20 protein-coding genes are annotated in these 22,015 nt (G+C 69.9%); 12 read left to right on the plus strand and 8 right to left on the minus strand.

Features of this window, described 5'->3' with window-relative positions; genetic code table 11:
- Positions 1-47: 47 nt before the first annotated feature.
- The 4 genes from AB0915_RS04035 (at position 48) to AB0915_RS04050 (ending at position 3,247) form a co-directional block, all read left to right on the plus strand.
- The gene (locus tag AB0915_RS04035) at positions 48-992 is read left to right on the plus strand and encodes a TIGR04222 domain-containing membrane protein (RefSeq protein WP_366689584.1); all 945 of its coding nucleotides are present in this window, start codon (positions 48-50) and stop codon (positions 990-992) included.
- Positions 993-1,366: 374 nt separating this feature from the next.
- Complete coding sequence (locus tag AB0915_RS04040; RefSeq protein ID WP_366689585.1) at positions 1,367-2,368, plus strand: MarR family transcriptional regulator; 1,002 nt, start codon at positions 1,367-1,369, stop codon at positions 2,366-2,368.
- A gap of 110 nt (positions 2,369-2,478) precedes the next feature.
- Positions 2,479-2,787: a hypothetical protein gene (locus tag AB0915_RS04045; protein WP_366689586.1), complete on the plus strand. Its 309-nt coding sequence runs from the start codon at positions 2,479-2,481 to the stop codon at positions 2,785-2,787.
- A 76-nt stretch (positions 2,788-2,863) separates the two neighbouring features.
- Positions 2,864-3,247 (plus strand): VOC family protein, encoded by a 384-nt coding sequence (locus tag AB0915_RS04050; protein WP_366689587.1) that lies wholly within the window; start codon positions 2,864-2,866, stop codon positions 3,245-3,247.
- A gap of 170 nt (positions 3,248-3,417) precedes the next feature.
- Here the strand turns inward: AB0915_RS04050 and trxA are convergent, their stop codons facing one another.
- The 3 genes from trxA to AB0915_RS04065 all read right to left on the minus strand — a co-directional run bounded on the left by trxA (position 3,418) and on the right by AB0915_RS04065 (position 5,759).
- Entirely contained in the window at positions 3,418-3,759 is a 342-nt protein-coding gene (gene trxA / locus AB0915_RS04055; protein ID WP_366689588.1) for a thioredoxin, read from the minus strand.
- Positions 3,760-3,762: 3 nt separating this feature from the next.
- Complete coding sequence (locus AB0915_RS04060; RefSeq protein WP_366689589.1) at positions 3,763-4,167, minus strand: MerR family transcriptional regulator; 405 nt, start codon at positions 4,165-4,167, stop codon at positions 3,763-3,765.
- A 239-nt stretch (positions 4,168-4,406) separates the two neighbouring features.
- Positions 4,407-5,759 (minus strand): cation:dicarboxylase symporter family transporter, encoded by a 1,353-nt coding sequence (locus AB0915_RS04065; RefSeq protein ID WP_366689590.1) that lies wholly within the window; start codon positions 5,757-5,759, stop codon positions 4,407-4,409.
- Positions 5,760-5,889: 130 nt separating this feature from the next.
- Here AB0915_RS04065 and AB0915_RS04070 point away from each other — a divergent pair, with 130 nt between their 5' ends.
- Both AB0915_RS04070 and AB0915_RS04075 read left to right on the plus strand, forming a co-directional pair.
- A complete protein-coding gene (locus tag AB0915_RS04070) occupies positions 5,890-7,584 on the plus strand; it encodes a sensor histidine kinase (RefSeq protein ID WP_366689591.1) in 1,695 nt (564 codons plus the stop codon).
- Positions 7,581-8,255 (plus strand): response regulator, encoded by a 675-nt coding sequence (locus AB0915_RS04075; RefSeq protein WP_366689592.1) that lies wholly within the window; start codon positions 7,581-7,583, stop codon positions 8,253-8,255. Before AB0915_RS04070 ends, AB0915_RS04075 begins: the two co-directional genes overlap by 4 nt.
- 260 nt (positions 8,256-8,515) lie before the next feature.
- On the opposite strand, the gene AB0915_RS04080 is transcribed toward AB0915_RS04075, so the two are convergent.
- Positions 8,516-9,541, minus strand: a complete 1,026-nt coding sequence (locus AB0915_RS04080; protein ID WP_366689593.1) for an ATP-dependent 6-phosphofructokinase — start codon at positions 9,539-9,541, stop codon at positions 8,516-8,518.
- Between the two features lie 259 nt (positions 9,542-9,800).
- Between AB0915_RS04080 and pta the strand changes: the two genes are divergently transcribed.
- The 3 genes from pta (at position 9,801) to pyk (ending at position 14,667) form a co-directional block, all read left to right on the plus strand.
- Entirely contained in the window at positions 9,801-11,873 is a 2,073-nt protein-coding gene (gene pta, locus AB0915_RS04085) for a phosphate acetyltransferase (RefSeq protein ID WP_366689594.1), read from the plus strand.
- A gap of 5 nt (positions 11,874-11,878) precedes the next feature.
- Complete coding sequence (locus AB0915_RS04090; protein WP_366689595.1) at positions 11,879-13,162, plus strand: acetate kinase; 1,284 nt, start codon at positions 11,879-11,881, stop codon at positions 13,160-13,162.
- Positions 13,163-13,236: 74 nt separating this feature from the next.
- Entirely contained in the window at positions 13,237-14,667 is a 1,431-nt protein-coding gene (gene pyk / locus AB0915_RS04095; RefSeq protein ID WP_266981363.1) for a pyruvate kinase, read from the plus strand.
- 264 nt (positions 14,668-14,931) lie between these two features.
- Here pyk and AB0915_RS04100 read toward each other — a convergent pair whose 3' ends face one another.
- From AB0915_RS04100 to AB0915_RS04115, 4 genes are all read right to left on the minus strand, one after another.
- Positions 14,932-16,233, minus strand: coding sequence for a hypothetical protein (locus AB0915_RS04100; protein WP_366689596.1), 1,302 nt, complete (start codon positions 16,231-16,233; stop codon positions 14,932-14,934).
- The gene (locus AB0915_RS04105) at positions 16,223-16,801 is read right to left on the minus strand and encodes a DUF6114 domain-containing protein (protein WP_366689597.1); all 579 of its coding nucleotides are present in this window, start codon (positions 16,799-16,801) and stop codon (positions 16,223-16,225) included. Before AB0915_RS04105 ends, AB0915_RS04100 begins: the two co-directional genes overlap by 11 nt.
- Positions 16,802-16,898: 97 nt before the next feature.
- On the minus strand, positions 16,899-17,552 hold the full coding sequence (locus tag AB0915_RS04110; protein WP_366689598.1) for a DUF6230 family protein: 654 nt from the start codon (positions 17,550-17,552) through the stop codon (positions 16,899-16,901).
- Between the two features lie 599 nt (positions 17,553-18,151).
- Complete coding sequence (locus tag AB0915_RS04115; protein WP_366689638.1) at positions 18,152-19,117, minus strand: tetratricopeptide repeat protein; 966 nt, start codon at positions 19,115-19,117, stop codon at positions 18,152-18,154.
- A 333-nt stretch (positions 19,118-19,450) separates the two neighbouring features.
- On the opposite strand from AB0915_RS04115, the gene AB0915_RS04120 reads away from it, so the two are divergent.
- From AB0915_RS04120 to AB0915_RS04130, 3 genes are all read left to right on the plus strand, one after another.
- Positions 19,451-20,080 carry a TetR/AcrR family transcriptional regulator gene (locus AB0915_RS04120; protein WP_366689599.1) on the plus strand — a complete coding sequence of 210 codons (630 nt, stop codon included), beginning with the start codon at positions 19,451-19,453 and terminating at the stop codon, positions 20,078-20,080.
- Positions 20,081-20,357: 277 nt separating this feature from the next.
- Complete coding sequence (gene recO, locus AB0915_RS04125; RefSeq protein ID WP_366689600.1) at positions 20,358-21,104, plus strand: DNA repair protein RecO; 747 nt, start codon at positions 20,358-20,360, stop codon at positions 21,102-21,104.
- 36 nt (positions 21,105-21,140) lie between these two features.
- Entirely contained in the window at positions 21,141-21,995 is an 855-nt protein-coding gene (locus AB0915_RS04130; RefSeq protein ID WP_366689601.1) for an isoprenyl transferase, read from the plus strand.
- Positions 21,996-22,015 lie beyond the last annotated feature (20 nt).

Here is a 22,015-nt window from a genome sequence, read left to right on the forward strand (position 1 = left end):
CTCGCATACGCACATTCATCCGGAGCACGTCCGGATCGGGGGCCGCCATGTGGACCACACTCACGCTCATCGACGCCGCGACCGCACTGTTCGCCGCCACTGCCTGCCTGACCCTCTCCGGTCGGCGACTGCTGCCGTGGCGGCGCCGGAAGCACGCTTCTGAGCTGGGTCCGTACGATGCGGCTTTCCTGGCGGGCGGGCCCGAGCGGGTGGTGGAGGCGGCGCTCCATACCCTGTGGGGCAGTGACAACAACGTGGTGATCGGATCGGGTGGGCGGCTTCGGTTGCCCGAGCCCTGGACGGAACCCGAGCATCCGGTGGAGCGGGCCGTGGTCGAGAAATGGCGGACCGCGGGCTCCACGACGCCGACGCTGCTGCGGGTACGGGCGGTGCGGGCCGGGGCCGTACGCGAGATCGGCGACCGGCTCGTCTCGTACGGTCTCCTCATGACCCCGCCCCGCGCCCGGGCCCGGCTGTTCGCCGCGCGGGCCCTGGTCGCCGTGGTGTGCGGCACGGCGGTCCTGGCCGCCTTCGCCGTCCCTCACGGGCTGCGGCAGACGGCTCCTTACCTCGTGGTGGGCCTCTCCTGTCTGGCCGTGCGCGTGCTGTGTCCCGCGCGCGGCCCACTGACTCCGACGGGACGCCGTCGCCTCGCAACGCTCCGCGCGAGCGAGCCATGGGCCGCGGCGGCACTCGGGGCCGTGGTGTTCGACGGGCGGGGAGGGCTGCCGGGCGAGCGCCGGCGCTCTCAGCGGTGGGACGGGGCCGGGGGGCGACTGCCGTCGGTGGGACGGATGCTGATCAAGTACGGAAAGGCACTGGATTCGGACTCCGACCAGGATCCGGTCAGTTACGGGAGCGACAGCGGCCACGGCTCCTACGGGTCCGGCGGCTCCCATGACTCGTACGGCTCGCACGGCTCCTCGTACGACGGAGGAGGGCACCACCACAGCTGCGGCGGTGGCAGCAGCTGCGGTGGTGGCAACTACTGAGCGTTGCGGCTCACCAGGTATCACCCCTGTGCTCGAATACTGCATCCCGAAGCCCGGGGCCCGGGACCGAGTTACAGAGCCGCCGGATTCATCCTTCCAGGCGAACCGGCGAGCGGTCCCGGCCGGAGCTCGGGGCTCGGGACCCAAGCGCCGAGATACGAGCGCCGGGATTCGAGCGCCTTCTTTAACCAGCGGTTGGAAGGGGTTACCCCCCACCCTCCCACCCCCGTAACGGCGATCAAGTGTGACTAATTGCAACCGACTTGCGGCACAGCGTCGCGGCTGCTTACGGTTCCGAAAACGAATCGACCCCGACGCGGTGTTCACAGCACCGAGCCGGGGTCTCACCCCAAGATCGAATCGAGAGCGATCCCGTGGCTGCAACAAACCTTAGCGCCGCCCTGCCCGCGCACGCATCTCCACACGCGCACCCGATGGCCAAGCCCGGCTACGGCAAGCGCTCCGCATCCGGCCAACTCCAGGCCGCGGCAGACGTTTTCGCACTGCTCCCCGAGCGGGAGCGCTACATCGCCGCATTCATCGACCGGCTGCCCGAAGGCGCGGCAATGAGCGTGAAGACGCTGGCGAAACAACTCCCGCTCTACGGCCAGCAGGCCGTCAGCACGGCCCTGACCGCCCTGTCCGTGGCCGGCCATCTGCGCCGCGTCCGCCGCCCGGTGGTTGCGAACGACCAGGTCCGCTGGGTCTTCTGCACCTACTGGTCACGCACCGCGCACGACAATGAATGGTGGGCGAACTACCTGACAGCCGAGGGGACCGCCGCGGGGGCCACTCCCACCCCTGCGCCTCCGACGCCCCCTGCCTCGCCCGGGCCGGTCCAGCCCGCCCATACCCCCGTTCCCCCACAGCAGCAGCGGGACGCAGCCCAAACGCCCGAGCCATCAGCGCCGCACACCCCCGGGTACCCCTCGCCCGCCTATCTGGCACTGGCCCGACTCGGGCACTCGGAGCCCCGTCTGGCCCTTTCAGCAGCCGACTGTGCGGCCTTGGAGGAACGGGCCACCGAATGGCTGACCCGGGGCGCGACCCCGGCCCACCTCCTCCAGGCCCTGACCGCCGGACTCCCCGAAGAGATCAACTCGCCCCGGGGCTTCGTCCTCCGTCGGCTCAACGACAAGATTCCTCCCCTGACATCCACCGCCCCCGCCACAACCACCACGTCGACACCCCACGGCGTGATGATGGAATGCACCGAATGCGGCACGCCCGGCCGCCCTGAGGCGCTCCCCGACGGACTGTGCCGCACCTGCCGCAGTGGGACGCCGCAACCGGCGATCGAGCAGGCCATCGCAGTCACCGACCGCGATGTCCACGCTCTCGTCGCCGGACTGCGGGACATGCTCAGACATCCGTGACGCGGTCGGAGCCACACGGACGGCTCGTACGGAGAACCGCGTACGAGCCAGCTCAGTTGATGGTCACCGAGTAGGCGCGCTTTCGCGGCGTGGGTCGGGAAGCCGCGCCCGTGCTCAGCGTAGTCACCCAGGACGGTTCCACCGAGTCCGGCTCCCTGATCGACGAGATCGCACGGGAGGGCGCCCGCCGGGGGCTCGCCGCCGCACTGGAGGCCGAAGTCAACCAGTACATAGCCGAGTTGGTCACTCGCGGCGTCGGCAGCCCAGCCGCAGCCCTCGCGATGATGTTCAAACTCGTCGAGTCCGCTCAGGCTCGCTGGCGGCCGATCGCTGGGGCCCACCTGGCACCCCTGGTCCGCGCGGGCTCCAGCTTCGAGAACGGCGTCCTCGTCGAGCGCGAGAAAGCCGCCGCAGCCTGATCACAGGACACGCGAGTCTCGGCAATGAGCCAGTTGAGCGCACGACAAGCACGTGATCATGAGGCAGGCTGCCCGAATGAGATCTCGAACCGGTGGCATGTGGTGGGGAACGGCGATCGAGGCGCCGGACCCCAGCGGCTTGGCGAAGTTCTACGCCGAACTCCTTGGTTGGCACATTGGACACGAGGAGCCGGGAACGGCCATCGTCGCCGCCTCCCCGCAAGGTCCGTACTTCGTGTTCCAGCAGGCGGACGGCTATCGGGCTCCGGTGTGGCCTCCGGTCGACGGGGAACAGCGCCCGATGATGCACTTCGACTTCCAGGTCGGCGATCTGGACTTGGCGGTCGCCGAAGCAGTCGCCTTGGGCGCGACCATGGCGGAGTTCCAGCCGCAGGAGAACGTCCGGGTGCTGTTCGACCCCGCCGGTCACCCCTTCTGCCTGTGCTTCGACGAGGCATGACCGGCTGGGACTGACCCGGATCAGAACCGGAAGGTGGGGAGTGGGGACATCTGGTCCATGATCACGCGTCGTGCGATCCGCAACTCTTGACAATTACTCACCGAAGAGCGCCCGTAGGCGCGGGACGGAAAGCGAAGGCCGGACGCCGTTCAACGGGCCCGGCCTCCCGCTCACACCTTCTCGAACACGTCCTCCAGCTCCTGGAGGAGTTTGCGCTTGGGCCGGGAACCCACCATCGACTTCACCGGTTCGCCGGACCGGAACACCATCAACGTCGGCATCGACAGCACCCCGTACCGGCTCGTGATCCCGGGGTTGTGGTCGACGTCGATCTGGACGATCTTGATGCGGTCCGCCTCCTCGGCGGCGATGGCGCTGAGCACGGGGGCGAGCTGGCGGCACGGCCCGCACCAGTCGGCGGTGAACTCGACCAGGACGGGGAGCTCGGCCCCCAGCACCTCCCCGTCGAAGGTGGTGTCGGTGACCTCGGCCACGCCCTCTGCATGAATCATCTGTCATCCTCCCAGTTCACAAAGTGGTTCCGGGCCGCCAGGAAGCTCGGCACCGGCCTCTAGCTCGGCCCTCGCGAGCTGCGCGCCCACCTGGGCGCGGACGGACTGGAGCTGCTCGATGAGCGAGTCGAGCTCGCCGAGCTTGCGCCGGTAGACGGCGAGCGAGGCGGGGCAGGCGTCACCGGCCGGATGGCCGGCACGCAGGCACTCGACGAACGGCCGGGTCTCCTCCAGGTCGAACCCGAAGTCCTGCAGGGTCCGGATCTGCTGCAGCAGCCGCAGATCGTCCTCGTCGTACGTGCGGTACCCGTTCACGGCCCGCCGCGCAGGCAGCAGCCCGCGTGACTCGTAGTAACGCAGAGTCCGCGTCGTCGTCCCGGCCCGCTCGGCCAGCTCCCCGATTCGCATGTGCCGACGGTAATCCTTGACGCGGACGTCAAGGCAAGCCCGGAACTTCCTGTCTTCGCTGGGCAGGTGACGGACGGGGCTCACCGCCGCGCTCGTCCTGCTCGCCGCGGGCTGCGCCGTGCCGTCGACAACGCGGGAGCAGTACACGGGCGGGGCCGGTACGGACGTTCCCGTACCGGCCCCGCGTCACGCGCGCGCGTGACTAATGCCCCTCCCGGCAAGCATCGCCGGTCACGGCGCTAGACCTTCGCCGTCACGCCGTCCCTGGGCTCGGGAACATCCGTCGCGCCGTGCGGATCGTTCTGGGTGAGCGTCATCTCGTCGAACGGGATCGAGCCGGCCAGCACCTGGTCGACCCGTTCCCGGTCGATCTCCTTGGTCCAGGTGCCGATGAGCAGCGTGGCGACGGCGTTGCCCGCGAAGTTGGTGAGGGCGCGGGCCTCGCTCATGAAGCGGTCGATGCCGATGATCAGGCCGACGCCGTCGACCAGGGCGGGCTTGTGCGACTGGAGCCCGCTCGCCAGCACGGCGATGCCGGAACCGGAGACACCGGCCGCGCCCTTGGAGGCGATCATCATGAAGAGGAGGAGCGAGATCTGCTGGCCCAGCGCCAGCGGCTGGCCCATCGAGTCGGCGATGAACAGCGACGCCATGGTCAGGTAGATCATCGTGCCGTCGAGGTTGAACGAGTACCCGGTGGGCACGGTGATGCCGACGACCGGGCGGCTGACACCCAGGTGTTCCATCTTCGCGATGAGGCGCGGCAGCGCCGACTCGGAGGAGGACGTGGAGAGGATCAGCAGGAACTCGCGGCCCAGGTACTTGAAGAGCTGGAAGACGTTCACCCCGGTCACCAGGCGCAGCAGGGTGCCGAGCACCAGGACCACGAACAGGATGCAGGTGATGTAGAAGCCCAGCATGATCGTGGCGAGCGCCTTGAGCGCGTCCACGCCGGTCTCGCCGACGACGGCGGCCATCGCGCCGAACGCGCCCACCGGGGCCGCCCACATGATCATGGACAGGACGCGGAAGACCAGCTTCTGGATGTGCTCGATCCCGCGCAGCACGGGCTCACCGGACGCGCCCATGGCCTGCAGCGCGAAGCCGACGAGCAGCGCGACCAGCAGGGTCTGGAGCACCGAGCCACCGGTGAAGGCCGACACGAAGGTGGTCGGGATGATGCCGAGCAGGAAGTCGACCGGCCCTTCCGCGGCGCCGCTCGCCGCCGTGTGGCCGACATCCTTCACCGACTGCGTGAGGTGCATGCCGTCGCCGGGGTGCAGCACATTGCCGACGACCAGGCCGATCGCCAGCGCGACCACCGACATGATCATGAAGTAGCCGAGCGCGAGACCGCCCACCTTGCCGATCTTGGCGGCCTTGCGGACCGAGCCGACGCCCAGCACGATCGTGCAGAAGATGATCGGCGAGATCATCATCTTGATGAGGTTCACGAAGCCGGTACCGATCGGCTTGAGCTCCACAGCGACCCCGGGGGCCACGAAGCCCACCAGGATGCCGAGCGCCACAGCGCCGATCACGGCGAGATACAGATAGTGCGTACGGTCCCGCCTGGCGGCTGGCACTCCCACGGGGTTCTCCTCGGCTCGTCCCTGTCGGTCCCCCGTCCCTGGGGGTCTCGGCGAATATCCCGCTCCCTGTGAGGGCGGTCACCCTTACGTACATTTCGTTCATATGTTTTCGGCCAGGCACACTGTGGCCATGCGTCTCCCCCGTACCCGTCCGCGCAGCCTGGCCGGTCAGCTCTTCGCCATGCAGGTGGTGCTCGTGGCGGCCGTGGTGGCCGGATGCGCCTTCTTCACGTACGTCTCCGGCAGCGCACAGGCGGAAAGGACCGCGGCCCGGCAGGTCCGGGCGGTGGCGCTGGCGGTGGCCGATTCTCCGTCCGTACGGGAGGCGATCCGCACCCCGGACCCGTCCGCCGTGCTGCAGCCGTACGCGGAGAAGGTCCGCAGGGACACCGGGATCGCCTTCGTCACGATCATGAGTCCGGGCCGGGTCCGCTGGACGCACCCCGACACCGACCGGATCGGCGAGAAGTTCCTCGGGCACACCGCGCAGGCGCTGCGCGGCGAGACGTTCACGGAGACGTACACCGGCACGCTCGGTCCGTCGATCCGGGTGGTCGCCCCGATCCGGGACGGCGGCAGGATCACCGGTCTGGTCAGCGCGGGCATCACGGTCGAGCGGGTCTCCTCGCAGGTACGGGCTCAGCTCGGCGCGCTGGGGCTGGCGGCGGGCGGGGCGCTCGCGCTCGGCGGCGCCGGAACGTATGTGATCAACGCCCGGCTGCGGCGCCACACGCACGGCATGAACGCCGCCGAGCTGAGCCGGATGCACGACTACCACCAGGCCACGCTGCACGCGGTGCGCGAGGGGCTGCTGATGCTCGACGGGCAGCGCAGGATCGCGCTGATCAACGACGCGGGCCGGGAGCTGCTCGGGCTGCCGCCGGGTGCCGTCGGGCGCCGGGTCGCCGATCTGGAGCTCCCGCCGCCGCTGACCGGGGCGCTGCTCGCCTCCGAGGAGCGGGTCGACGAGCTGCATCTGACGGCGGACCGGGTGATCGTGGTCAACACCCGTCCGGTGGTGGGCGGCGAGCAACGCGGCACGGTCGTGACCCTGCGCGACCACACGGAACTTCAGGCGCTGTCCGGCGAGTTGGACTCGGAGCGGGGCTTCACCCAGGCGCTGCGCTCGCAGGCGCACGAGGCGGCGAACCGGTTGCACACGGTCGTCTCGCTGATCGAGCTGGGCCGGGCGGAGGAAGCGGTCGGCTTCGCCACGGCGGAGCTGGAGCTGGCCCAGGCCCTCACCGACCGGGTCGTCGACGCCGTCGCCGAGCCGGTGCTGGCAGCCCTGCTGCTGGGCAAGGCGGCGCAGGCGAACGAGCGGGGGGTGGAGCTGGTGCTCGCGGACGACAGCCTGATCGACGACGGGGCCCTTCCCGAGACGTTGTCGCCGCGCGATCTGGTGACGATCCTCGGCAATCTGATCGACAACGCGGTGGATGCGGCGTCCGAGGCGGCGACGGGCCCGGCCCCCTCCGGGGGCGTTCCCGGTCAGCGGGGTCCCGCGGCGGGCCGCCCGGTCCGTGCTCGGGTCACCGTGACCGCGCTCGCCGATGACGGCGAGCTGCTGCTACGGGTCGCCGACACCGGCTCCGGGGTCGATCCCGGTGACGCCGCCCAGGTGTTCCGCCGCGGCTGGTCGACACACGGCGCCGGTCGCGGGCTCGGTCTGGCGCTCGTGCAGCAGGCCGTGCACCGGGGCGGGGGGACGGTCACCCTGAGCGGGGGCCCGGACGGCGGTGCGGAGTTCACCGTACGACTGCCGCTGTCGCCCGCGCCCACGCCGTCCGCGCCCACACACGCCGCCAAGGAGCCCACCCCATGATCCAGGTGCTGGTCGTCGAGGACGATCCCGTGGCCGCCGACGCCCATCAGCTGTACGTGGGCCGGGTCCCCGGCTTCACCGTGGCCGCGGTCGCTCATTCGCGTGCGGAGGCGGTACGGGCACTCGACCGTACCCCCATCGATCTGCTGCTCCTTGACCTGTATCTGCCCGACGGGCACGGTCTGCAGCTGCTGCGTTCGCTGCGCGCCGCCGGGCACGCGGCAGATGTCATCGCCGTGACGTCGGCGCGTGATCTGGCGGTGGTCCGGGAGGGGGTGTCGCTCGGTGTCGTCCAGTACGTACTGAAGCCGTTCACCTTCGCCACCCTGCGCGACCGCCTCGTCCGCTACGCCGAGTTCCGTGCGGCGGCCGGCGAGGCGAGCGGGCAGGACGAGGTGGACCGGGCGCTCGGCGCGCTGCGGGCGCCGCAGCCGGTCCGGCTTCCCAAGGGACTGAGCGGCCCGACGCTGGAGGCGGTGACGCGTGCGCTGCGGGCCTCCCCGGACGGCGTGACGGCAGCGGCCGCCGGGGTGGAGCTGGGCATCTCGCGGATCACCGCCCGCCGCTATCTGGAACATCTGGTGTCGACGGGGCGCGCCGCTCGCAGCCCCCAGTACGGGCAGATCGGACGGCCGGAGCTGCACTACCGGTGGGTGGCCGAGACTCGCTGAGGGTTCCTGAGTCCGTACGCGTGCCCCTCACGGGGCAGACATTGCCGGTCACGGCACTCGCTGGGCAGCGCGAGCCCGCGCTCCCAGGCGGCGACGGTGTCCTCGGTGGCCTGCCTCTCGGGTCCTGCCGGGCTCGCGGGGTCCGGCACGCACCCTGATCCGGCCCGATCCGGAAGGAGGCTGCCCCCAGGGGGCAGCCTCCGCGCCCTCGAACGGCGGACGGGCCGGGCGTGACGGGCCCGTCCGGTGCCCGGAACCGGTCAGAACACCGACTCGGCCTCGTCCATCCGGTCCTTCGGTACCCTCTTCAGCTGCGTGATCGCGTCCGCGAGCGGGACCATCGTGATGCTGTTGCCGCGCAGCGCCGTCATCCGGCCGAAGTCGCCCCGGTGCGCCGCCTCGACCGCGTGCCAGCCGAAGCGGGTGGCGAGCACCCGGTCGTACGCGGTCGGCGTGCCGCCGCGCTGGACGTGGCCGAGGATGACCGGCCTGGCTTCCTTGCCGAGCCTGGTCTCCAGCTCGATCGCGAGCCGGTTGCCGATGCCCTGGAAGCGCTCGTGGCCGTACTGGTCGATCTCGCCCTTGGCGTACGGCATCGATCCCTCGGCCGGGTGCGCGCCCTCGGCCACGCAGATGACCGCGAACTTCTTGCCGCGCGCGAAGCGTTCCTCGACCATCTTGACCAGGTCCGCGACCTCGAACGGCCGCTCGGGCAGACAGATGCCGTGCGCACCGCCCGCCATGCCGGACTCCAGCGCGATCCAGCCCGCGTGCCGGCCCATCACCTCGACGACCATGACCCGCTGGTGCGATTCGGCCGTGGTCTTGAGACGGTCTATGGCTTCGGTGGCGACGCCCACCGCCGTGTCGAAGCCGAACGTGCGGTCGGTGGCCGAGATGTCGTTGTCGATGGTCTTCGGGACGCCGACGACGGGCATTCCGGCGTCCGACAGCATCCGGGCGGCGGTGAGGGTACCCTCGCCGCCGATCGGGATCAGCACGTCGATGCCGTAACGGCGGCTCAGCTCCTCACAGTTCTCGGCCGCTTCGCGGAGCCGGTCACGCTCCAGCCGGGCCGAGCCGAGGATGGTGCCGCCGCGGGCGAGGATGCCGCTGACCGCGTTGAGGTCGAGGGGGCGGAAGTGACCGTCGAGGAGTCCCTTGAACCCGTCCTCGAAGCCGATGACTTCATCGCCATGACCCACCACGGCGCGGTGCACGACCGACCGGATCACTGCGTTCAGGCCCGGGCAATCGCCACCTGCGGTGAGAACTCCGATGCGCATCGTGCCGTATCTCCTGCTCGCTAGTGCCGTGCATTCCGGGGGCGACTGCAGAATCCCCGTACCGTGAGCCACAACGATTGTCCCACGTCAGGTCTGGACCTCGCGCTACCGACTCTTCCACCGGCACCGCACCGGACGGAGAGCCGGCCTTCCCGCACCTGATCAGGGCCTTTCACCCGGCGGGCGGCATATCCGCCCCCGCAGGTATCGTCAACAGGGCGATATCGCTCCAACCGGACAGAACGACGGGAGAGCACGCGTGACGCGCAGCGTGTACGTGACAGGAATCGACCGGGGAGACGGCCGCCAAGTCGTCGATCTGGGAGTCATGGAGCTCCTGACGCGTCAGGTGGGCCGGGTCGGGGTGTTCCGGCCGCTGGTCCACGACGGCCCCGACCGGCTGTTCGAGCTGCTGCGGGCCCGCTACCGGCTCTCCCAGGACCCGTCGACGGTCTACGGCCTGGACTACCCGGAGGCGTCCGCGCTGCAGGCGGAGAAGGGCACCGACGAACTGGTCTCGCGGCTCGTCGACCGCTTCCATCAGGTGGCCCGCTCGTACGAGGTGGTGCTGGTCCTCGGCACGGACTTCGCGGACACCCAGCTCCCCGACGAGCTGGCGCTCAACGCCCGGCTGGCCAATGAGTTCGGCGCCTCCGTGATCGCGGTGGTCGGCGGGAAGGGGCAGGACGCGGAGTCCGTACGGGCCGAGACGCGCAATGCCTACCGGGCCTACGCCGGGCTGGGCTGCGACGTCCTCGCGATGGTGGTGAACCGGGTGGCGGCCGAGGACCGCGAGGTCATCGCCGAGCGGCTGGCGGCGCGGCTGCCCGTCCCCTGTTCGGTGCTGCCGGACGACGCGGCGCTCTCCGCGCCGACGGTCGCGCAGATCACCACGGCGCTCGGCGGAACGGTCCTGCTCGGCGACGACGCGGGGCTGGCCAGGGACGCGCTGGACTTCGTCTTCGGCGGAGCGATGCTGCCGAATCTGCTGAACGCGCTGACACCGGGCTGCCTCGTCGTCACACCCGGGGACCGGGCGGACCTGGTGGTCGGCTCACTGGCGGCGCACAGCGCCGGGACCCCGCCGATCGCCGGCGTGCTGCTGACCCTGAACGAGCGCCCCGGCGAGGAGATACTCAAGTTGGCCGCACGCCTCGCACCGGGCACCCCGGTCGTGTCGGTGGCCGGCGGATCCTTCCCCACCGCAGGCGAACTCTTCGCGCTGGAGGGAAAGTTGAACGCGGCGACGCCCCGCAAGGCGGAGACCGCACTCGGCCTCTTCGAGCGCCATGTCGACACCGCGGCCCTGCTGGAGCGGATCTCGGTGGCCCGCAGCGGCCGCGTCACGCCGATGATGTTCGAGCACGAGCTGCTGGAACAGGCCCGCTCGGACCGGCGCCGCGTGGTGCTGCCGGAGGGCACGGAGGAGCGGGTGCTGCGCGCCGCCGATGTGCTGCTGCGCCGCGACGTCTGCGAGCTCACCCTGCTCGGCGACCTCGACACCATCCGCAAGAAGGCCGCCGACCTCGGCATCGACCTCGCCGATACGCAGCTGATCGACCCGCAGACCTCCGAGCTGCGCCAGGCGTTCGCGGAGCGGTACGCACAGCTGCGCGCGCACCGCGGGGTCACGGTGGAGCTGGCGTACGACGTCGTCTCGGACGCGAACTACTTCGGCACGCTGATGGTCCAGGAGGGCCTGGCCGACGGCATGGTCTCCGGGGCCGTGCACTCCACCGCGGCGACGATCCGCCCGGCCTTCGAGATCATCAAGACGCGGGCGGACGCGTCGATCGTCTCCTCGGTCTTCTTCATGTGCCTCTCCGACAAGGTGCTGGTGTACGGGGACTGCGCGGTCAACCCGGACCCGGACGCCGAGCAGCTCGCCGACATCGCCGTCCAGTCCGCCGCCACCGCCGCCCGCTTCGGTGTCGAGCCGCGGATCGCGATGCTCTCGTACTCGACCGGCACCTCGGGCACGGGCGCCGATGTCGACAAGGTGCGGCAGGCGACGGACCGGGTGCGCGCGAGCCGGCCGGATCTCCGGATCGAGGGTCCGATCCAGTACGACGCGGCGGTCGAGCCGAGCGTCGCCGCGACCAAGCTGCCCGGGTCGGAGGTGGCGGGGCAGGCCACCGTGCTGATCTTCCCGGACCTGAACACCGGCAACAACACGTACAAGGCCGTGCAGCGCTCGGCCGGCGCGGTCGCCGTCGGCCCGGTGCTCCAGGGGCTGCGCAAGCCCGTCAACGACCTCTCCCGCGGTGCGCTCGTCCAGGACATCGTCAATACCGTGGCGATCACGGCGATCCAGGCGCAGGGCGAGGAGTGATCCGCATGACCACGAAGAAAGGTTTCGCCGCCGTGCAGGCCCGTCGCGTCCTCGTCCTCAACTCCGGCTCCTCATCGGTGAAGTACCAGCTCCTCGACATGGACGACCGCTCCCGGCTCGCGATCGGCCTGGTCGAGCGGATCGGCGAGGGCACCTCCCGTCTGCTGCACACCCCGCTGACCGGCGGCGGCGGGACACGCGAGCGCACGGGCAGGATCGCGGACCACGAGGCGGCGCTGAAGGCGGCGGCCGAGGAGCTGGCCGCGGACGGGCTGGGGCTGGACTCGCCCGAGCTGGCGGCGATCGGCCACCGGGTGGTGCACGGCGGCCTGCGTTTCACCGAGCCGACCGTGATCACCGACGAGGTGCTGGCGGAGATCGAGCGGCTCGTCCCGGTGGCGCCGCTGCACAACCCGGCGAACATCATCGGGATCCGCACCGCTCAGGCGCTCCGCCCCGACCTGCCCCAGGTCGCCGTCTTCGACACCGCGTTCCACACGACGATGCCGGAATACGCCGCGCGCTACGCGATCGACGTGGGGACAGCGGACGCCCACCGCATCCGCCGCTACGGCTTCCACGGCACCTCGCACGCGTACGTCTCCCGCAAGGCCGCCGAGCTGCTGGGACGTACCCCCGAGGAGGTCAATGTCATCGTGCTGCACCTGGGCAACGGCGCCTCGGCATCAGCGGTGGCGGGCGGCCGGTGCGTGGAGACGTCGATGGGCCTGACCCCGCTGGAGGGGCTGGTGATGGGGACCCGGTCCGGGGACATCGACCCGGCGGTCACCTTCCATCTGAAGCGGGTGGCGGGGATGTCGGTCGACGAGATCGATGTCCTGCTCAACAAGAGGAGCGGCCTGGTCGGGCTCTGCGGGGACAACGACATGCGGGAGATCCGGCGGCGGATCGACGAGGGCGACGAGCGGGCGGCGCTGGCGTTCGACATCTATGTGCACCGGCTGAAGAAGTACATCGGCGCCTATTCGGCGGTCCTCGGGCGGGTGGATGCCGTGGTGTTCACGGCGGGGGTCGGGGAGAACTCGGCGCCCGTACGGGAGGCTGCGATCGCCGGTCTCGAAGGGTTCGGCCTCGCGGTGGACGCCGGTCTCAACGCCGTGCGGTCCGGTGAACCGAGGCTGATCTCGCCGGACTACGCGCGGGTCGCGGTCGCCGTGGTGCCGACGGACGAGGAGCTGGAGATCGCCGGCCAGACCTTTGCGCTGGTCGAACGGCTCGGACGGACCGTGCCCGGGCAGGCCGAACCGCTCGGACAGATCAACAAGTGAGCACCCCCGCGCCCCTTTGTATCTTCCACCAGCCGGAATATTCCGCAGCGAAACAAACCGATAGGATCCGCCTCATGCGCCGTTCCAAAATCGTCTGCACCCTCGGTCCCGCCGTCGACTCGCACGAGCAGCTCGTCGCTCTGATCGAGGCCGGCATGAGCGTGGCCCGATTCAACTTCAGCCACGGCTCCCACGAGGAACACCAGGGCCGTTACGACCGCGTCCGCCGGGCCGCCGCCGAGACCGGCCGGGCGGTCGGTGTGCTGGCCGACCTCCAGGGCCCGAAGATCCGCCTGGCGAAGTTTGCCGAGGGCCCCGTCGAACTGGTCCGCGGGGACGAGTTCACGATCACCACCGAGGACGTCCCCGGTGACAAGTCGATCTGCGGTACGACCTACAAGGGACTGCCGGGCGACGTCGACAAGGGCGACCCGATCCTGATCAACGACGGCAACGTCGAGCTGAAGGTCGTCGAGGTCGAGGGTTCCCGGGTCAAGACCATCGTCATCGAGGGCGGGGTGATCTCCGACCACAAGGGGATCAACCTGCCGGGTGCGGCGGTCAACGTCCCGGCCCTGTCCGAGAAGGACGTCGAGGACCTCCGCTTCGCCCTGCGGATGGGCTGCGACCTGGTCGCCCTCTCCTTCGTGCGCGACGCTGACGACGTCAAGGACGTCCACAAGATCATGGACGAGGAGGGCCGCCGGGTCCCCGTCATCGCCAAGGTCGAGAAGCCGCAGGCCGTCGAGCACATGGAGGGCGTCGTCATGGCGTTCGACGGTGTGATGGTCGCCCGTGGCGACCTGGCCGTCGAGTACCCCCTGGAGAAGGTCCCGATGGTGCAGAAGCGCCTCGTGGAGCTCTGCCGGCGAAACGCCAAGCCGGTGATCGTGGCGACCCAGATGATGGAGTCGATGATCACCAACTCGCGGCCGACCCGCGCTGAGGCGTCCGACGTCGCCAACGCGATCCTGGACGGTGCGGACGCGGTCATGCTGTCGGCCGAGTCCAGCGTGGGCGCGTACCCGATCGAGACGGTCAAGACGATGTCGAAGATCGTCGTCGCCGCCGAGGAGGAACTGCTCTCCAAGGGCCTGCAGCCGCTGGTCCCGGGCAAGAAGCCCCGTACCCAGGGTGGTTCGGTGGCCCGCGCGGCCTGCGAGATCGCGGACTTCCTGAACGGCAAGGCGCTGGTCGCCTTCACCAAGTCCGGTGACACGGCCCGCCGGCTCTCCCGCTACCGCGCCGCGCAGCCCATCCTGGCCTTCACCACCGACGAGTCCACCCGTAACCAGCTCGCGCTGAGCTGGGGCGTCGAGGCCCACGTCGTGCCGCACGTGGACAACACCGACGCCATGGTGGACCTGGTCGACGCGGAGCTGCTGAAGCTGAGCCGCTACAACGCGGGCGACACGATGGTCATCACGGCCGGTTCGCCCCCCGGCGTCCCGGGCACGACCAACATGGTCCGGGTGCACCACGTGGGCGGCAGCGACCGCGGCTGACGAGCCGGCGCGCCGACATACGGCTGTGGCCCGCACCCCCTTCGACGGGGGTGCGGGCCACAGCCTTGTGCGGCTCCCTGACGGGTCCTTAAGAGTGCCCGGCAGTAGGCTTCGCGGCGTCGCGGGGCTGGGGCACGCACCTCGCGGCGTTGTCGTCAATCGCCAACGCTCCGCGTTGGCTCAATCCTCCGCCTTGCGAAGCACGCACCCCAGCCCCGCTCCTTCACCCGCGCTGCCTACTGCCGGGCACTCTAAGTCACTTCGTCAGCTGGTGCCGCCGGTGAAGTAGTTGTGCAGTCCGGGCACCGTGAGCGAGCCGCCGAACTGGCCGGCCTGGGTCACCTTGACCTTGGTGAAGAACGCGAACGGCACGTTCAGCGGGGGCGGTGTCTCGGGGCTGAACGTGATCGGGATGAGGCCGAAGAGGTTGCCCTTCAGCTCCTCCGTGTACATCGTCACCGTGCCGTTGCGGATGGTGGACGTCGAGCCCTTCCGGGCCTGGACGTGGGCGGTGGTGCCGATCGGACCCTCGGTCAGCTGGTGCAGGTCCTTGATGTCGATGGACGACGCGGTGAACTTCAGCACCTTCTTCGTGGTGCCGTCGCCCTTCTCCACCTCGACGATGCCCTTGTAGTCGAGCCCGTTCAGGGTGAGCAGCGAACTCTCCAGGATCCACGGCTGGTTCGGAAGCCTGGGGATGCCCTGCTCCAGGTCCGCCGCGGCCAGCGCCTCGGGGTCGGCCGTGGGGCACGGGAACGGCTGCTTGGCGCCGTCCGGGATGTCGTCGTCCTTCTTGGGGTCGAGTCCCTTGGCGCTCTCGTCGAGCTCCTTGACCGATGCGCCCGCCTTGTCGGCCGCGTCGCGGATGGCGTCGGCGGTCTTGCTGGCCGTGCCCTTCGCCGCGTCCGTCACCTTGACCACGGGCTTCTCGGTGACCACGAGCTTCTCGGTGGGCTCGCTCGTCGCGGAGGCCGACGGCTTCGGGGACGCGGTGGTGGCGCTCGGGGACGCGCTCGCCGTCTCCTGGTCCGGTCCGCCGAGGAGTTCCCCCAGCGCGTCGCCGACGCCCAGCGGATCGAGCGGGTTGTTCGTCGCGCTGGGCGACGGCGAGGCGCTCGGCGTCGCGGCGGACGCCACGCTCTGCTGGTCCGCCGCTCCGTTCGCCGCTCCGTTCGCCGACGGGGTCGCCGACGGCTTCGGCGTCGTCTCGGGGTTCTGGTCCGCACCGCTGCGGCCGGCACCGGTGGACGCACTGGCGGACGGGGACGGCGTCTTTGTCTCCGACGCGGACGCCGAGGGCTCCGGCGAATGGCTCGGCTCGTCGGAGCGGGTCACGCAGGGGCCCGGCGCGAAGGGGATGTCCGTCGCGTCGTCGGCGAGCGCAAGCTTGGGGGTGAGCCCCATCCCGACGAAGACGGCCGTCGGCATCGCGGCGAGAGCGAACGCCTTGCCCGCGGGTATGTGAAGCTTCGTCAGCAGAGACTTCCTGGGGGCCGCGTGACGCGGACCGCTTCTCGTCGGGAGGTCCTCACCGGCCGAGTTCAGCTGCGTCTCGTCACTCCCCACGATGCCTCCCGCCCTCGACCTCGACTGTCGTGTCGTACTGCTGCGGCTGCTGCTGCTGCTGCTGGGGCACCGATGCCGCGCTCTGGAACTCGGGCTCGGGCTCCTGCGTACCGGACCCGGCGTCCTTGAACGCCTCGCCCTGAGCACCGCCATGTGCGGCGGCCGGCTTCGGCTCGCCCGGCGCCCAGGAGATGGAGAGCGCTCCACCGAGCAGGGCGAACAGGAATCCGATCAGGAATCCGCCGATGTTGGCGACCGGTATGGAGATCAGCGCCAGCAGGATCGCGGCGACTCCGGCGAACACTCTCACGATGTGGTGGAACCACATGGTGAGGCCCAGCGTGATCAGCAGGATCCCAATGATCAGCGATCCCGCACCGGCGGTCGTGGACATCGCCAGCGTGACGTTGCCGAGATGCATGTTGGCGTACGGGAAGTACGCGATGGGTAGACCACCCACCATGGTGAACAGGCCCGCCCAGAACGGCCGGTTACCCCGCCAGGTGCGGAATCCCCGCCGGAAGGCGCGGAGGTAGTGCTCGTTCTGCCCTGTGGACTCGGGGCTCATGGAAAACAGCTCCCTGGAACCGGTACTGCCGTGAGAAGAGAAGGGGCGGGCGGCCGGAGGTCCGTGGCGGGCGCCCCGGCCACCCTGGGCAAGTGCCCTAGTAGCAGGGCTTGTTGCCGGACTTCAGCCGCAGGCTCAGGTTGCTGAGCTTGAAGGTGCCGGCGGTGGTCGCCCACGCCGTCTGCTGCACGTTGGTCAGCTTGGCCGTTTCGGCGCGCTGTGCGAAGCCGTTCGGGTTCGCCTGGGTGCGAGGCTGGATGCCTATCGACTTAGGGTCGTTCGGGTTCTTGAGGGAACCCGCCGCGACACCGATGTCGATGTGCTCGAACTCGGCGTCCGCGTTGAGCTCGGCGATGTCCAGGTACAGATTGGTCGCCTCGACCGGCTTGTCCGGGTTCGTACCCGCCGTCAGCCGCAGCGTGACGGTGCCGAGACCGAACGGAAGGTTCGGAGTGACCACCGACTGGCACATTTTGGTGATCGTGGCATCGCTGAAGCCGGACACGGCCACGGCGTGTGCCCCGTTCTCGCCCTGGGGGTCCATGCCGGTGGCCACGCTGCCGTACTGCACGAAGTTGTGGCCGACGAGACTGTCCGCGGTCACCTTGAAGCTCTGGCCGGACACGCTGAACGACGCCGCGAGGGCGCCCTGGGCGAGACCGATGCCCACCGCGGCGGTCGCGGCGACGCTCGGCACCATGACCAGAGCGAAGCGCTTCCATCTGGTGCCGCCACGAACCTGGGAACTCATTATTTTCCTCCTTCTCGGACGTACATCTCCGGTCCGGGCCTGGGCCCGTACTGGGATGGGAGAAGTGCTACGTCCTCGGGAAGGAGAGCGCCCGCGCACGGAGGCAGGAACCGCGTCCGAATCACTGGCGATCACCCCCGAGCGACAACCACTGGCCACGCGTTCGCGCAACCTGTTCGGACAGGCCCTGCCGGACGGCAGGAACCCCCCTGTCCGCGGTCGGCGCGACTGCCGCCGACCCACTCGGTAGGGACCCGAATCGGTCGCCGCGCCGACTGGCGGTCGGGCTGGCGTCGTCGGACCGAGCGTGGCCGATCGTGGTGCATTAGCGCCCGCGGCACAAGGGGGTTCGTTACTCGCTAGTAACGGCCCGATAACCAAGGCGCGACAGGGCGGCGCCGCCCGGCCACACAGGGTGGCATCTCTCGCAAGGAGGAAAGGGAGAATTGGGGTTCTTAAGCGGACAGAATCCCACGCACGATTTACTGGCAGTAACAGTCCGTGCTTTTATCAAGATTTGGTAAAGCGAGGGCGGCTCTGGTCGCCAGATCACGAAAACGGCCGTGACGCCCCAGGGACGCCACGGCCGCGTTGTCACATCAGAACAAGACGCGCGCCAGCGCCGTGCGGGCCGCGACGACACGTGGATCGTCGGGGCCGATGACCTCGAAAAGCTCCAGCAGCCGCAGCCGCGCCACGTCCCGGTCCTCACCGAAATTCCGGCGGACGGTCTCGACGAGGCGGCCGAAGGCATCCTCGACATGGCCGCCGACCAGATCCAGGTCGGCGGCGGCGATCTGCGCCGCCACATCGGTCGGCTTCTCGGCGGCGTCGTTGCGGACCTGCTGCGGGTCCATGTCCCGCACCCGGGCGAGCAGTTCGGCCTGGGCGAGGCCGAGCTTGGCCTCGGTGTTGGCCGGGTCGTCGGCGAGCACGTTCTTGTACGCCTGGACGGCGCCACCGAAGTCATTGGCGTCCAGCGCTCGCACGGCCGCTTCGAGCAGTGCGTCGTACGGTCCCGCGGGCACCTCGGCCGGAGCCTGTCCGGCACCCTCCGGGCCGGCGGCCTCCTGGTCGACCGCGATCCCGGTGAGCCCGAACCGCTCCTCGCCGACCTGGATCAGCTGGTCCAGCGTCTGCCGGATCTGGGTCTCGGGGGCCGCACCCTGGAAGAGCGGGAGGGCCTGCCCGGCAACAACGGCGAAGACCGCCGGGATGCCCTGGATACCGAACTGCTGCATCAGCATCTGGTTGGCGTCGACATCGACCTTGGCCAGCACGAAGCGGCCGTTGTACTCGTGGGCCAGGCGCTCCAGAAGGGGGCCCAGCTGCTTGCACGGCTCGCACCACTCGGCCCAGAAGTCGATGACGACGGGGACCTCGACGGAGCGCTGGAGGACATCGCTCTCGAAGCCCGCCTCATCGACATCGATCACCAGGGAGGACGGGGGGACGGCGCCGCCGCCACCCTGCCGGGCGGCCTCGGCACGGGCCTGCTCCGCCTTCACCTTGGCCTCGCCGGCCGCCTTCACCGCGGCGAGGTCGACGACGCCGCTCATGGACATGTTCCTAGGCTGCATACGTACATCCTCCCCCCTCGGCACACTGTTCCGGAAAGCGATCCGGGAACCGCATCCGTCCGATGTACCCGCCGGTGTGCGGGACGCGCGGACCTCCGCGGTCCCGTGACCCTCGAAGGGCCTGTTCTCGGCGCCGGGTCCCCACCCGGCACATGTGGCTGTCGTTCGCTCGTGGCGTGACAACGGCCTGGCCGTCGTCCTTACGCTACGACCCGTAGCGTAACTGTCCCGCACCCCTCGCGCGCAGGTGTGTCCAGTGATCTGTCTCACGGCGAACGCGACCGGCCGACCCTCCTTACTGGCGGGTATGGTCACGGCATGCTGAGCCACGGCCACCCCAAACCTGGGCGAACGGGACGACCGCGCAGCGCCGCGGCCGATGAGGCGATCCTGGAGGCCTGCCGCGCGTCCCTGGTCGACCTCGGCTGGTCGAAGCTGACGATGGGCGATGTGGCGACACGGGCCGGGGTCGCCAAGACGACGCTCTACCGGCGCTGGGCGGGCAAGAACGAACTGGTCGTGGACGCCGTCGCGGCCCTCTTCGACGAGCTGGAACTGCCGGACCTGGGCAGCCTGTCGGCCGATGTGCAGAACGTGGTGCTGCAGTTCGCGGCGCTGCTGGACCGCCCGGAGACCAGGACGGCGCTGATGGCCGTGGTCGCCGAGTCGACCCGTGACGACGCGCTGCGGGCCCGGATCCGCGATTCGATCGTGGACCGGCAGAAGCGGCTCGTGCTGCTGGGACGGCAACGGGCGCAGCAGCGCGGCGAGCTGCCCGTCGAACCGGACGAGGCGTCGGCGGCCTCGACCGCCGACCTGATCTTCGATGTGATCGCCGGTGCGGTCGTGCACCGGACGCTGGTGAGCGCCGAGCCCGTCGACGAGGACTGGGCCCGGCGCTTCACCGTTCTGCTGCTTGCGGGGCTGGGCGCGGCAGCCGCCACGTAGCGGGCGGCCCCCAACGGCCTCCCCTGTCGCGGGGGAGGCCGTAAGACCGACCGGCAAATGGGAGGTGGAAGAAGGAGCGGGGCTGGGTGCGTGCAGCTGCAAGGCGGAGGAGGGAGGCAACGCGGAGCGTTGTTGACTGACGACAACGCCGCAGATGTGCGTGCCCAGCCCCGCGACGCCGCCTCCCATGCGGCGGTCGGTCTGAACCGGGGCGCCCGCCGCGGGCGGTCTTCCGGGGCGGGCCCGCTCTGCCGGCCCGGTACAGGACAATGGGCGCATGAGCTTGTTCCGGGACGACGGCGTGGTGCTGCGCACGCAGAAACTGGGCGAGGCCGACCGGATCATCACGATCCTGACCCGCGGCCACGGCCGGGTGCGGGCCGTCGCGCGCGGGGTGCGGCGTACGAAGTCCAAGTTCGGCGCCCGCCTCGAACCGTTCTCCCATGTGGACGTGCAGTTCTTCGCCCGCGGCAGCGAGCTGATCGGCCGCGGACTGCCGCTCTGCACCCAGAGCGAGACCATCGCACCGTACGGGGGCGGCATCGTCACCGACTACGCCCGGTACACCGCGGGCACCGCGATGCTGGAGACCGCCGAGCGCTTCACCGACCACGAGGGCGAGCCCGCGGTCCAGCAGTACCTGCTGCTCATCGGAGGGCTCCGCACCCTCGCCCGCGGGGAGCACGCCCCGAACCTGATCCTCGACGCCTTCCTGCTGCGTTCCCTCGCGGTCAACGGCTACGCACCCAGCTTCGAGGACTGCGCGAGGTGCGGAATGCCCGGTCCGAACCGGTTTTTCTCCGTCGCGGCGGGCGGCGTCATATGCGGCGACTGCCGGGTGCCCGGCAGCGTCGTACCCTCAGCTGAGGCCGTCGCCCTGCTGAGCGCGCTGCTCACCGGTGACTGGGAGACGGCCGACGCGTGCGAGGCGCGGCATGTCAGGGAGGGGAGCGGACTGGTGTCCGCCTATCTGCACTGGCATCTGGAGCGCGGACTGCGCTCGCTGCGATACGTAGAGAAGTAACACAGGCACAGCAGGCACAGGGAGACGAGACAGCTCATGGCAGTACGCGGGATCCTCGGTGGCCGTAACAGGCGTACATACAAGACCCCCGAGCCGCACCCCTCCGGGGCCACGCCCCCGAAGATTCCCGGCGAGCTGGTGCCCAAGCACGTCGCCGTCGTCATGGACGGGAACGGCCGCTGGGCCAAGGAACGGGGTCTCCCGCGCACCGAGGGCCACAAGGTCGGCGAGGGTGTCGTCATGGACGTCCTCAAGGGCTGCATCGAGATGGGCGTCAAGAACCTCTCCCTGTACGCCTTCTCCACCGAGAACTGGAAGCGCTCCCCGGAAGAAGTGAAGTTCCTGATGAACTTCAACCGGGACGTCATCCGCCGCCGCCGCGACGAGATGGACGAACTGGGCATCCGCATCCGCTGGGTGGGCCGGATGCCGAAGCTGTGGAAGTCCGTCGTCCAGGAGCTCCAGGTCGCCCAGGAGCAGACCAAGGACAACGACAGGATGACGCTGTACTTCTGCGTCAACTACGGCGGCCGGGCCGAGATCGCCGACGCCGCGCAGCGCATCGCGGAGGACGTCGCGGCCGGAAAGCTGGACCCCGCGAAGGTCAACGAGAAGACCTTCGCGAAGTACATCTACTACCCGGACATGCCGGACGTGGACCTCTTCCTGCGCCCCAGCGGCGAGCAGCGCACCTCCAACTACCTGATCTGGCAGAGCGCGTACGCCGAGATGGTCTTCCAGGATGTGTTGTGGCCGGACTTCGACCGCCGTGACCTGTGGCGGGCCTGCCTGGAGTACGCCCAGCGGGACCGCCGCTTCGGTGGTGCCGTCCCGAACGAGGAAGGCCTCGCCGTGCGGGGCACGGACACGGGCCCCGACACGGCGGTCTGATCCGGGGAGGCGGACCGAGG

The organism is Streptomyces sp. NPDC048411 (assembly GCF_040704695.1).
In the GTDB taxonomy this organism is placed as follows: Bacteria; Actinomycetota; Actinomycetes; order Streptomycetales; family Streptomycetaceae; genus Streptomyces.